The sequence below is a fragment of the Bacillus sp. SD127 genome, assembly GCF_058566445.1.
Map to the genome: position 1 here is coordinate 3213957 of NZ_CP191226.1, position 12636 is coordinate 3226592.

The 12636-nt window shown below is 44.2% G+C and carries 13 protein-coding genes; 5 read left to right on the plus strand and 8 right to left on the minus strand.

The genetic code is table 11. The features are described 5' to 3' along the window. Nucleotides 1-3: 3 nt before the first annotated feature. The 3 genes from ACQVGS_RS16805 to ACQVGS_RS16815 all read right to left on the minus strand — a co-directional run bounded on the left by ACQVGS_RS16805 (nucleotide 4) and on the right by ACQVGS_RS16815 (nucleotide 3495). A complete protein-coding gene (locus ACQVGS_RS16805; protein WP_255003839.1) occupies nucleotides 4-1230 on the minus strand; it encodes a metallophosphoesterase family protein in 1227 nt (408 codons plus the stop codon). Between the two features lie 116 nt (nucleotides 1231-1346). Next, nucleotides 1347-2606, minus strand: coding sequence for an ABC transporter permease (locus ACQVGS_RS16810; RefSeq protein ID WP_024120770.1), 1260 nt, complete (start codon nucleotides 2604-2606; stop codon nucleotides 1347-1349). Continuing rightward, on the minus strand, nucleotides 2599-3495 hold the full coding sequence (locus tag ACQVGS_RS16815) for an ABC transporter ATP-binding protein (RefSeq protein ID WP_106020628.1): 897 nt from the start codon (nucleotides 3493-3495) through the stop codon (nucleotides 2599-2601). Before ACQVGS_RS16815 ends, ACQVGS_RS16810 begins: the two co-directional genes overlap by 8 nt. A gap of 127 nt (nucleotides 3496-3622) precedes the next feature. On the opposite strand from ACQVGS_RS16815, the gene ACQVGS_RS16820 reads away from it, so the two are divergent. Further along, a complete protein-coding gene (locus ACQVGS_RS16820) occupies nucleotides 3623-3808 on the plus strand; it encodes a YhzD family protein (RefSeq protein WP_106020629.1) in 186 nt (61 codons plus the stop codon). 20 nt (nucleotides 3809-3828) lie between these two features. Here ACQVGS_RS16820 and ACQVGS_RS16825 read toward each other — a convergent pair whose 3' ends face one another. Next, nucleotides 3829-4596, minus strand: a complete 768-nt coding sequence (locus ACQVGS_RS16825) for an enoyl-CoA hydratase (protein WP_487446128.1) — start codon at nucleotides 4594-4596, stop codon at nucleotides 3829-3831. 164 nt (nucleotides 4597-4760) lie between these two features. Here ACQVGS_RS16825 and ACQVGS_RS16830 point away from each other — a divergent pair, with 164 nt between their 5' ends. The 3 genes from ACQVGS_RS16830 to khtU all read left to right on the plus strand — a co-directional run bounded on the left by ACQVGS_RS16830 (nucleotide 4761) and on the right by khtU (nucleotide 6887). Further along, nucleotides 4761-5099, plus strand: a complete 339-nt coding sequence (locus ACQVGS_RS16830; protein ID WP_081638265.1) for a hypothetical protein — start codon at nucleotides 4761-4763, stop codon at nucleotides 5097-5099. Nucleotides 5100-5161: 62 nt separating this feature from the next. Beyond that, complete coding sequence (khtT, locus tag ACQVGS_RS16835) at nucleotides 5162-5659, plus strand: K(+)/H(+) antiporter subunit KhtT (RefSeq protein ID WP_010333581.1); 498 nt, start codon at nucleotides 5162-5164, stop codon at nucleotides 5657-5659. A gap of 7 nt (nucleotides 5660-5666) precedes the next feature. Beyond that, nucleotides 5667-6887: a K(+)/H(+) antiporter subunit KhtU gene (gene khtU, locus ACQVGS_RS16840; RefSeq protein WP_010333580.1), complete on the plus strand. Its 1221-nt coding sequence runs from the start codon at nucleotides 5667-5669 to the stop codon at nucleotides 6885-6887. Nucleotides 6888-6905: 18 nt separating this feature from the next. On the opposite strand, the gene ACQVGS_RS16845 is transcribed toward khtU, so the two are convergent. Beyond that, nucleotides 6906-8411, minus strand: a complete 1506-nt coding sequence (locus ACQVGS_RS16845) for a coproporphyrinogen III oxidase (protein ID WP_106020631.1) — start codon at nucleotides 8409-8411, stop codon at nucleotides 6906-6908. 112 nt (nucleotides 8412-8523) lie between these two features. Further along, complete coding sequence (locus ACQVGS_RS16850) at nucleotides 8524-9390, minus strand: Cof-type HAD-IIB family hydrolase (protein WP_059336402.1); 867 nt, start codon at nucleotides 9388-9390, stop codon at nucleotides 8524-8526. 491 nt (nucleotides 9391-9881) lie between these two features. On the opposite strand from ACQVGS_RS16850, the gene ACQVGS_RS16855 reads away from it, so the two are divergent. Then, nucleotides 9882-10955, plus strand: coding sequence for a DNA alkylation repair protein (locus tag ACQVGS_RS16855; protein ID WP_106020633.1), 1074 nt, complete (start codon nucleotides 9882-9884; stop codon nucleotides 10953-10955). 44 nt (nucleotides 10956-10999) lie between these two features. Here the strand turns inward: ACQVGS_RS16855 and ACQVGS_RS16860 are convergent, their stop codons facing one another. Together ACQVGS_RS16860 and ACQVGS_RS16865 are read right to left on the minus strand one after the other, a co-directional pair. Beyond that, the gene (locus ACQVGS_RS16860) at nucleotides 11000-11353 is read right to left on the minus strand and encodes a YlbF/YmcA family competence regulator (protein ID WP_010333576.1); all 354 of its coding nucleotides are present in this window, start codon (nucleotides 11351-11353) and stop codon (nucleotides 11000-11002) included. Nucleotides 11354-11445: 92 nt separating this feature from the next. Continuing rightward, entirely contained in the window at nucleotides 11446-12579 is a 1134-nt protein-coding gene (locus tag ACQVGS_RS16865; protein WP_095713720.1) for a DUF445 domain-containing protein, read from the minus strand. Nucleotides 12580-12636: the final 57 nt, after the last annotated feature.

Here is a 12636-nt window from a genome sequence, read left to right on the forward strand (position 1 = left end):
GCCTCATGACTCAAGCACCTTAAGCTGTCTTTTCAATAAAACCTGTGCCTGCTCTTTTATTTCCTTTATCTCCTCTTGACTAAACCGGTCTGCGTGTCTCCTATATACAGGATGCCGTTCAAGTCCTTCCAGCACGCCTGCAAGATCAGTCTGTTCAATGTCTTCCAATAAACCGCCAAAAAAAGGATCAAGGCTCTTAAGCTCTGCTTCATTTTCCGTCTCATCTTCCAATGAGAGCGGCCATATAAAATTCTCCTCGTCCACCTCTTGCTCCTGAAAGGCTTCAAGGAGCTCGTCCAGTGAACCTCTCGGCGCATCCGATAACCATTCTGGCGCGATCCCCTGTAATACGAGCTTCACACAAGCAGGAGTCCCTTTTTTCCGCAGCTTTGAAAACGTGTCCTCGACAATTTGAAAGAGCGCGGTCATATTCTCTATCGCTGACACATCAACTTCTGCTTTCTCCCACAGGACGTCATGCGCTTTCTTAAATTCATAGGAAATATCTCCGCGCTCCACACGGACAAGATAAAAGCCTTTATCTCCTGTCTCCTTCATATGGCGCGCTTGAGGATTTCCCGGATATATCACGGCCGGATTCCCGGCAGAAAGAACCTGGCTTTTGTGAATATGGCCAAGCGCCCAATAATCCATCCCGCTTTTCACAAGATCATCCTGAGTAAACGGACAATATGGATCGTGTCCTTCAGATCCTGATAACGTGCCGTGGAGCATCCCGATATGAAAGGGCGCGTCAGTTGATCTCCGGTAGCGGGCGGCTTGGTTTTCCGTCACGGCTCTGGTCTGATAGCTGAAACCGTAAATGCTTGCTGCGCGCCTGCCATCCTTATAAAACGATTTTTCTTCAGGGACTGGGGATGTAAACATGTGAACATTCTCCGGCCATTCAATCGGCGTCCATTCTCCGCCGAGATGATCATGGTTCCCAAAAATCACATAGACTGAAATCCCGTACTCTCTAAGTCTATCGAACTGTTTTTTCAAAAAGAGCTGCGCCTTTAAACTTCGATTGGCCTCATCAAACAAATCCCCCGCCAGCAAAACGAAATCAACGTTCTCTGTGATTGCAGCGTCTATGATATGTCTCACGCTTGAAAACGTGCTTTCTTTGATCCGGGCAAAAATGGGTTCCGGCAGATGCGATATCCCGTAAAACGGGCTGTCGAGATGAAGATCTGCCGCATGAATAAAGGTTAGATCAGTCAACATTCTGCTCCTTTCCAGGATGAAGTACCCTTATTTTAGCACCGATTTCTTACGAATGCACGTTCTGTCAAAACGAATACAATCAAAAACAGCCTGAGCATCCCCAGGCTGTTTTCCAATCAGCTTTTTGACAAACGCAGCGCTTGTTTGATTGCTTTAAACGCGCTTGAGTTGCCGTAAATCAAGACGCCGCCTTTATAGATTCTGGCGCCAATGACGGCAAGTATGATAATGGTGAGCAATGTTATCCCGATGCCGGCAGCCGCCTGCCAAAACGGAATATCAAGCATGCCGACGCGCAAGAACATAATCATCGGCGTAAAGAACGGGATAAACGATGTGACCGTAATAAATCCTGCGTCCGGAGCGTTTAGTCCGAACATGGCAATCATAAAACCGGCAACCACCAAAAGCGTCATCGGTGTGATCGTTTGCTGCACGTCCTCTATTCTGCTGACGACGCTGCCAAGAAACGCGGCCAGTGTCGCATATAAAAAGTAACCGAGCAAAAAGAAAATAACAGCATATATCACGGTAGAAACGGGAACGTCGGTCAGATTAAGAAAACCGCCGACAGATGAAGCCGTTTCGCTCGTTTTGTTCAGCTTCAGCGATAGATATCCGGCAGAAATAATGACAGCAAGCTGTGTTATTCCGACAAGCCCGATGCCTAACAGCTTTGCAAACATTTGCTGGATCGGCGGCATGCTTGAGATGAGGATTTCCATGACACGCGAAGATTTTTCAGTCGCAACCTCCATCGCAATCATACTGGCATACATAATAACGGAGAAATATATGACAAACAGCATAATGTAAACAAGCCCCATCGCCTGCCCCAGCTCTTCCTCAGACTTTGCACCCTCTTTCAGCGCCTCCTGCCCGACAGTGACAGGCGCATAGAGGCTGCTGATGGTTTCCTGCGAAACGCCGAGCTCCTCTGTTCCAACAGCGGTTTTTGTTTGTGTTAACGCCTGCTGCAGTGTTTGGTACGTGCTTTCATCCGAAATCGTTAACGCTTTGTACGTCCCTGAGATCGTCCCTTTTTCATCTCTTTTGATAATGAGCATCCCATCAAGCGTTTCCTCTTTGACTTGCTTTATAACCTTTTCCTCTGATTGCTTAGACTGCTTCACATCAAGATCGCTATCTGTATCGACTGCTTTCAGCTGCTTTGAGAAAATCGGATATAATTCGTTTGTTTCATCAATAACAGCAATTTTCTCTTTTGTATCTTCTCCTTGAAACATAGAAATGATCGATTCTAAATTGGTGACAGCCAATACAAGCAGAACCGTAATGACAGTAGAAATAATAAAAGACTTTGCCATAATCTTATTTTTGTATGTATGAGAAAGCATGATCAAAAATTTATTCATAGACGGCCCCCACCTTTTCTATAAAAATATCATGGAGTGACGGCTCTTCAAGCTCAAACTTTCGAATAAATCCTTTTCCTTGGAGCATGGCGAAGATCTCTTGAGAGATGTCTTCATTGGCAATTTGCAGCTTTACGCCGCCCGCCGTTTCTTTCCATTGCGTAATTCCTTCATGCCCCTGTAAAAAATGCAGATCGTCATCGGAATGAATGGTCACATTCTTTTTGCCGAATGAACGTTTAATTTCCTTCAGTCTGCCTTGCACAACAGGCTTCCCTTTTTGCAAAATACAAAGGTGCTCACACAGCTCCTCGACATGCTCCATCCGATGGCTGGAAAATAAAATCGAGACACCGCTGTTTTTCAAAGAGATAACAGCCTCCTTCAACAGCTCGACATTGACAGGGTCCAGCCCGCTGAATGGTTCATCGAGAATCAGCAGCTCAGGCTTATGCAAAACCGACGAAATAAACTGGATTTTCTGCTGGTTTCCTTTTGAAAGCTCTTCTACTTTTTTATTCTCGTATTCTGTTATATTGAAGCGTTCAAGCCATGTTCCGAGCTCTTTTACGGCTTCGCGTTTCTCCATGCCTTTTAATCTTGCCAGATAGACAAGCTGGTCCTTTACCTTCATTTTCGGATAAAGTCCGCGCTCTTCCGGCAAATATCCGATTTTGTTGCTCATACTGTAGTTGACGGGACGGTCTTTCCAGCTGATCGTACCCTCCGTAATGCTTAATAAGCCGAGAATCATGCGAAAGGTCGTCGTTTTTCCCGCTCCGTTTGCGCCTAAGAGGCCAAACATTTGCTGTTCCGGAATTTCCAGATTCAAACCGTCAACCGCTTTATAATCTCCAAATGTCTTCGTTACGTGATCAATCGTCAGCACCGAATCTCCTCCTTCCCTGCCCCATTATATACTATATTTGGTTAAAACATAATAAAGGATTTTGGTTTGCTATTTAGAATATAAATGAAGAAAGAACGATAAATGATGAAGTTGGAGGCGAAATATAATGGCGGAGTATTTTCTTACGGCTTTTGATCCTTCGGGAGAAACACTGATAAACGAGCGATTTGACGCAGAAAACGAAGATGCGGCAAAACAGCAGGGTGAAGCCCTATTAAAGGAAAAAGAGCTTCATCGTCATACCCATCGTTTAGTGAATGCAGCCGGAAAGCTGATTTTGTTTCAGAGATGATCAGCTTCCCGGCTGATCTGTTATGCTTGAAACTTCGGCTCCCGTTTCTCTAAAAATGCACGGATTCCTTCCTGGTGATCTTTCGTCCTCCTCATTCTCTCCTGGGCACTTCGTTCAAGAGCCAGCACCTTCTTCAATTCATCAATATGGAGGCTTTGAAAAATGGCTTTCGTCTCAATCATTGCCAATAAGGGCGAGGCTAAAAGCGTTTCAACATAAGGTCTTGCACCTTCCGCAGGATCTCCGTTAAATGTTCCATCCAAGAGACCCATGCCAGCCGCTTCTTCAGCGGATAGCTTTTTCCCGCTCCAAATCAGCTTTTTCGCTTTCGCTTCCCCAAGCCTTTTTTTCAGCAAATAATGTCCCCCGCCATCAGGAACAAGGCCGATGCCGATAAAGTTCATTGCAAGGACGGCATTTTTCTCCGCAAGCACAATGTCAGCACAAAGTGCTAAACTCAAGCCCAGCCCAGCGGCAGCACCATGGACAGCGGCAATTGTCACTTTTTTCATTTCGTATAACGTTAAAGTAATGGCTTCGATCGTATCCATCAGCTGCCTAAATTGATCAGGGTCATGCTCAGAGGTCATCATCCGTATATCGCCGCCTGCCGAAAAACCTTTTCCGGTACCTCTCAGGAGGACGATGAGCGCCTCGCTTTCAGAAACCTTTTCACACGCCTCCTTCAGCTCGAAAAGCATTTGCTCATTCAAGGCGTGATGAGCATCAGGACGATTCAGCACAATTTCTGCCACAGGCCCCTTCAGTTCATATTGAATATAATCCATATGAAACACCTCCATGTATACGCTTTCTTTTTTCTTTCTCATATACATTCCCCACCGTCCTTAAAGAAACCTTTTTTATTTTTCAAGGTCAATAGATACTGAAAAATGCATATCATTTGAATGGGAACATAAAGTTTTATATAGTGAAATGGAAGGGATATAGAATGAGAAAGGGGGAAGGTAACATGGATAAATTGCTGATCAGCTTTCTATTAAGCTTATTTATGGTGTGCTTTCCCCCTTCTGACGTGGCCCTGCCCTCACAGTTTGATGCAAGCACTGACAGCTATGTGCCAATGTCCTCATATCCGAAAGAATCACAATCAGCCAAAACGCCGTCACCGGGCAGTCTGCATCTGGCGGAGTTTATGAAAGAGTACAATCCATTGGCGCAGTCTATCAGAACGTTATCTGTCAAGCCGCTTGATGATCCTCACATCAACAGGCTGGAAAGGGTTTGTGCCGTCCCTGTCAAATACCAGTCTAATTACCTCCGAATATGAATGTATATCGTTTTGTTTGTACCCTATCTTTTATGCCAACACTACATTCGGAGGGATTTTCATTGAATATAAAAGAAAACGATCTGCCGGGAATCGGCAAAAAATTTGAAATTGAAACAAGAAACCGCGAAAAAATGACGATTATCATTCATGATGACGGAAGAAGAGAAATCTATCGATTTGATGATCGGGATCCGGATGAGCTTCTTTCCAATATTTCATTGGATGATTCTGAAGCAAGGCAAATTGCAGCCATTTTAGGCGGCATGGTCTATAAGCCGCAGGCGCTGGAATCCATCGAGATGGCGTTTAGCGACCTCATTATTGAATGGTTTAAGGTGGAAAAAGGCGCGAAGTCAATCGGGCGCACCCTCGGCGAACTTGATGTCCGTCAAAACTATGATGTCACTGTCATCGCCATCATTAAACACAACCAGCAAAAGTTTTTAAATCCAGGCGCTGACTCGGTGATTGAAGAAGATGATACCCTTGTCCTCTCAGGTGAAAGAAAGCATCTGAAAAAACTGACTCATGATTTTCTTTCTAGAGAGGGCGTGTGATCAGCGGATGGATCATCTTGTTTTTGAAGTCGGAACCGCGCTTGTGCTTGTGGCAATTGCCAGTGTCATCGCAAATAAAATTAAGTTTTCAATTATCCCGTTTCTCATTATTTTAGGGATGCTGCTTGGCCCTCATGCCCCTAAAGTCGGGATCATTGACCTCACGTTTATAGAAAGCAGTGAAATCATTGAGTTTTTCGGGCGGATGGGCGTGCTTTTCCTCCTTTTCTATCTCGGACTTGAATTCTCTGTCGGAAAGCTGATCAAGTCTGGAAAATCCATCGCAATTGGCGGATCAATTTATATTTTGATTAACTTCAGCCTCGGACTGCTTTATGGCTTTATCACCGGGTTTTCTTTTCTGGAAGTCCTCGTGCTGGCAGGCGTCATCACCATTTCTTCAAGCGCGATCGTCGCAAAAGTGCTGGTCGATTTAAAAAGAACGGCCAACCCGGAAACAGAGCTGATTCTCGGCATTATTATGTTTGAGGATATCTTCCTTGCCGTGTATCTGTCTGTTGTTTCCGGCCTTGTGCTTGGAGACGCGACATCAGTCGGGAGTGCGCTTTTGTCCATTCTGATCGCATTTGGCTATATGCTGCTGTTTTTTATCGCGGCCAGAAAGCTCCCGCCGCTTTTGAATAAGCTGTTGGACATTCGCTCGAACGAAGTGTTTATTATCGTCATTTTTGCAGCGCTCTTTTTCATCGCCGGATTTTCAGAGACAATTCATGTGGCAGAAGCCATCGGCGCGCTGCTGCTCGGTTTGGTATTTTCGGAAACAGAGCATTCCGATCGGATTGAGCACCTTGTCGTTCCGTTTCGCGACTTTTTCGGCGCGATGTTCTTTTTCAGCTTCGGCCTCAGCATAGACCCTTTTTCACTTGGTGAAGCGGTTTGGCTGGCATTGGGAGCTGTGATCCTGACCATATTCGGAAACTTTATCGCCGGAATGGTGGCTGGACGCCGCGCAGGGCTTTCTCATAAAGCCTCATCCAATATCGGTCTTACGATCGTATCACGGGGTGAGTTTTCGATTATCGTTGCCAACCTCGGCATAGCCGGCGGCCTGTCAGCCACATTAAAGCCGTTCGCCGCATTATATGTCCTCATTCTGGCGATTTTGGGGCCATTATTAACAAAAGAGTCAAAATGGATTTACCGCCAGCTGAACAAGGTGTTTAAATGGAAGCCGGACGTTCAGCCTGTGAAAAAACAGCGGGGATAAAAAAAAGCAGCACTGTGATCAGTGCTGCTTTGTCGTTCTCTCAAAAATCTGCTCTAAATATTTGATCTTTTCGTCCGTGTAGTGCTCAAATCGGTCATTGTATGATTTCGGGTCTTTCGGATTGGCAAAGTGTGTGATTTTCCCTGTATCCGGATCAATAAATTTACTTGCCGCACCGCAGCCGATGCCGATAATCGTCTGCACTTCTTCCATAATCATAATGTTGTAGATGCTTTCCTGGCCCGGAATCGAGTACCCGACGTTTTCCAGATTTCCAAGAATATTTTTCTGGCGGTATAAATAATAAGGCACGTATCCATGTTCTTTCGTCCAAGCTACCGCATCATCCATCATTTGAGAAACCTCTTCTCTCCCGGCAACTTTGTATTTATGTTTGTTTCTTGTCATTTCTGACGCCCGCTTAAAGGAAAGGGTATGAACAGTCAGCGATTCCGGCATCAGTTTCTCGGTTTCTGAGAGGCTGTGTCTGAACTCCTTCACGCCTTCGCCAGGCAAACCGATAATTAAATCCATATTGATATTATTCATGCCGTGCTGGCGTGACAGATGATATTTTTCAATGGTCTCTTCCACCGTATGATGACGGCCGATTGCTTTGAGCGTTTCGTTTTCATAGGATTGCGGGTTAATGCTGATCCGGTCAATATCATATTTGTTCAACACGGCAAGTTTTTCTTCAGTAATCGTGTCGGGGCGGCCGGCTTCCACAGTAATTTCCCGAATGTTTTTCACATCCGGGAAGGAGCGGACCATTTCTTCATACAGTAGATCCATCTCTTCCGCTGTAATGCTTGTAGGCGTCCCGCCGCCAAAATATATGGTTGTGACCTTGACGTCATGCTCCTTGAGCCATTCGCCGATTTTCTGCATTTCGTAATGCAGCCCCCATAAAAATGAGCCGACTCTGCCTGCTTGTCCTTGGATAGCGTATGCAGGGAATGTGCAATACGCACATTTGGTCGGGCAGAAAGGAATGCCGATATAAATACTGACTTCGTCCTTTACTTGATACAAATCAGGAACTGCCGCCAGCTGCCTGTCGACAATTTGCTGCATCAATTCGATTTTCTCATCATGAATTAAATAGTCTTTTTTCAATTCTGCATGCGCCTGTTCCTTCGGCATCCCGCTTTGCAGCTTTTTATGAAGCAGCTTGGTCGGGCGGATTCCCGTGAGGATTCCCCACTTTTGCGTCATGCCCGTATGCGCTTGAAGAAGATTTAAGTAAACATAAGAAATTGTGTTTTTTACTTGTTTGAAAGCTTCTTTTTCATTCATATCAGGAGAAAAAGATTTAGTATGGTGTTCCTTAATTCCGGTTCCTTTCACTTCTCCTGAAACCGTCACATGCTCATCCGTTTGCGTGCACGCTAAAGAGATGACAAGATCCGCCGGCTCCTCTCCGCCGTAGACAAGACCGCATTCCTCATAAAACAAATTTGCGATATTTTGCAGTGGCCGATGAAGGCGGTCATCGTGTATGCCTTCTATTTTAATTTGCAACTTCATCACCTAATTTATCAGATTCAAAACTTTCTTTAGTGTACAGAAATAAACAGCTAAAATCAATCCGGCAAAAAAGCCGCCGCACCTGTTTGGGCGCGAGCGGCTTTTTTTATACGCGTTTCATGTGGAACTTATCGAGGAACCCTTTTCGCTGCTGCATACGGAAATATTCCTTCATCATATATGCGACGCCTTGCTCGTCATTTGACCTTGTGACCCAATCTGCTTTTCTCTTTATTTCCGGTGCAGCGTTCCCCATTGCAACCCCAAGTCCGGCAAGCTCAATCATCGGAAGATCGTCTTGCTGATGGCCGATAGCGACTACATCCTCCATCCCCAGCCCCAGTTCCGAAGCAACAAGTGCAAGGCCCGCTTCCTTCGAAACTCCCTTTGGAACAATGTTCATCTTCTCATCGTTTACGCGAATCACGTCAACCGCCGGGAAGGCTTTTGTAATCGTTTCTGTAATGTCTTGCTGAATATCGTGTTCTGTATATACTTCGATGACGGGCGCACTCACCGGTTCATCCATCAGAAGATCGCTTAACGATTCAACAAACTGAACCGGGTAAAAGATGGGATCTGACGGGTGGATCAGCGCTTTCCCAAGCAAATTTGAATTGACCTTTTTCTTGTTTCCAATCGAATATTTCTCGTGAAGAAGCCTGATGTTGCATTGATAGCTCTCAAGCACTTGAACGATATTAAAAGTATGATCGTCAGAAATTCTTTTTTCAAAAAAGGGCGCGTCTATTTTCTCAGCGATATAGGCGCCGCTGTGGGTGATCAGCTTTGCATCAAGCTTCAGCGATTTTGCTATTTTCTGAGCTGAGCGAAAATGGCGGTTGGTGACAAGTGTGACGTAAATCCCTTTTTTCTTAACATATTCAATCGCGTCTTTCGTTGCCTGATGAATTTTCCCGTTCGACCGAAGCAGCGCTCCATCTATGTTTAAGGCAAGCAATTGTTTAGACACAGAGATGTTCCCCTCCTTGATGACTGTACTTGTGTATAGGATATGACCCTGTCTCTGTGTTTAGAACAACCTTTTCTGTACAGCAAAAAAAGCCTGACTCAGCAGACTTTATATACGCAATCATAATAGGATACGATCGAAGCAGCCATTCTCCCTAATATCGTTATTTCGATTTACTTACGAAAAATCATGTATCAGGAACCCCTTATTTGACCAATGATGCGCTCCGAACACTTACTCTCTGTTGCTTATCCCCTCTATATAACGGCATGATATGCGACCGTATCCATTTGAAATAGGTAAGTGTAGGCGCTTTCAATGTTATTATCCCAGTTTTCTCTGCAGATGACAAGGGTTTTTTTAACTAAAAAAAGTAACCAATATCTGTGTAACTAAGGTAGCGTGTAATGTTAATTATTGGATTTCACCACTTGAATAAGAACGTACATTCGTATACAATATAAACATTAAATGAAAAAAGCGGTGGTCCAATGACTGTATTAAAAGAAATTTATAATCAAGAACTGATCTCTCGATTGACAGATACTGTAAAAGAAACCTATCCAGCGTTCAACAAAGACAAATTCGAGGAACTCTTAATGACGGGAGAATGGCCTGGGCTCGCATTAAAAGAACGCATGCGCCGCATTACCGTTGCTTTATACGAAACACTGCCGAAACATTATGGCGAAGCGCTTGCAGTATTATGGGATGCAGCTCCTCATTTTAAGGGACTCAGCGGAATCATATTTCCTGATTATGTGGAGCATTACGGCTTAGAGCATTGGGATGATTCAATGAAGGCGTTAGAATACTTTACGGCATATTCCACTTCAGAATTTGCTGTGAGACCTTTTTTGCTTTTAAATCAGGAAAAAATGATTGCACAATTCCTGATATGGTCTAAGCATGAAAATGAGCACGTAAGAAGACTTGCGAGTGAAGGAAGCAGGCCCCGCCTCCCATGGGGAAAATCGATACCCGCTTTGAAATCGGACCCCTCCCCCGTGCTGCCGATCCTCGAGCAGCTGATGCAGGACGAGTCTTTGTATGTGAGAAAAAGTGTGGCCAACAACCTTAATGATATATCAAAAACGCATCCTCACTTGCTGAGAAAAGTCGCAGAACAATGGTATGGAACACATCCTCATACAGACTGGATCATCAAACACGCTTACCGGACCTTGTTAAAAAAAGGCGATAAACAGGCTTTATCGCTTTTTGGCTATCACGATGCTGACTCGATTCAACTGCAAGAATTAACGTGCGAGTCCAGCCGTATTTCTATTGGCGAAACCCTCAAGTTTACTTTTCACATTCATTCAGACAGGGATCAGAAAGTAAGAATTGAGTACGCCATTGATTACGTAAAAGCCAGAGGCCAGCATCATCGAAAGGTATTTAAAATAACAGAAACGAATATACGAAAAAACGAAACAAAATCATATACCAAAACACAAACCTTTAAGGATTTATCTACAAGAAAACATTACAAAGGAATTCATACATTATCAGTAATCATCAATGGAGAGGTAAAGAAATCGCTGGATTTTCTAGTTTGCTAAACGAATAAAAAAATCCCTTCTTTTCCAGAAGGGATTTTGAATGATTAGCCTTCGACACTGCCGTAAAGCTCTTCTAAAGGCTTCATGATGATTTTGTTTAATTCGCCGATCAGCATACTCATACGCTGCTCCGCTTCCATCAGCTGAGAGATTTTTTCGTGCTGCTGCACAAGCGCAACGGTTTTTTGAGCCTGCTGCACTTCGTCTTCTGTAATTTCTTCTCCAGCCATTTGTTTTTGCTGAAGTCTCAGCTGCACATCACGGAAGTTTTCGAACATTCGTTTCGCAGACTCGTCTGCGTTTACTTCATCGTACAGGTTTTTTAAACGGGTAAACTCTTCGCTCCCGCGCAATGCATTTTCCAGATCATACGCTACATCATAAAAATTAACAGCCATTGTAAATAGCTCCTTTCATTATTGCCGATTGACATACCACTCCACTATAACAGACTATGGAGCTCCTTTCATTAATCGAAACCCGTTTCTTCTTAAAAAAGGATGACAAACAACGCTTGAATTGCACCTATGATTCCGCCGAGAAGGCCGCCCAAATAGGTTATCATTTTAAATTCTTTTTTCGAAATCGACAGCACCATTTCTTCAAGACGCTGTACCGGGAACTGATCCACCTGCTCCTTTACAATTTCCTCAAGGCGCATTCGTTTTAATACACTTTCAAGATTGGTTGAAATCCCCTCAAGCAATTTGTCTAAAAGCGCCGGCAGGATACGATGGTTCAGATCATTTTCATAGCGGGCTGTAAGCGAGCCAATCGTATTTTCAAAAAACGGAGCAGTTGAAAATGCTTGCAGCACTCTTTGTTTCAGGCTAAAGATTAGTACTTTTGCGTTCCATTTTTCGTCCGCTTCATTAAATGTATACTCCTTCAGCTTGCCCCATTCGTTTTTCAGAAGATCAGAAAGCAGCTTATTCGTTTCCTCATTCCGCAAAAACTTCAGAAGCTCCGGCAGCACGCGATCAGCAAGGCTTGAATTGCCGAGAAACATTTGCACCATGCTTCCAAGCATACCGCGTTCTTTTAAGAAATCATCAATCATATTGCCGAGACGGATTTTTCCTTCTTCACTTTCAAAATAATGAATGCTTCGCGCCAAAATATAGCCTGAAATCATCGGTATCTTCTCTTCTAGCTTTTCCTGCACTTCCAATGGCAGTGCTTCCTTTAACGTTTGATGCTCATATCGGCGGAAAAGTTCATTCAATTTATCATCCGTCCAGCGGCTGATCCAAGCGTCTGCCGCTTCACCCGGATGCTTTACTCCGGCTTTTTCAAGCGCTTCTTTTACTGTCATTTCAGATAGCGACAGGTTTTGAATCAGCTGTTCTCCGACTTGAAGCGCCTGCTTTTTGGCTGAATCTGAAACAAGCCGCTTTTTAATACCCTCAGGCGTTAATAAATGGTTTACCACCATCAGCCCCATTTGTTTCGCAAGCTCATCACGTCTTCTTGGAATCAATCCCGGAGTAAAAGGGACTCGTTTTCCAAACAAATAATATGCCTTATATGGCCTAAATAGCATTTGAATTGCTAAATGATTGGTCACCGCGCCGATAACTGCGCCGATCACGATCATAAATATAAAGGTTCCTGCAATACCCATTCCTGCTCATCTGCCTCCATCTGTGCTTTTACTTTTTCATAAATAGAATGACCTATT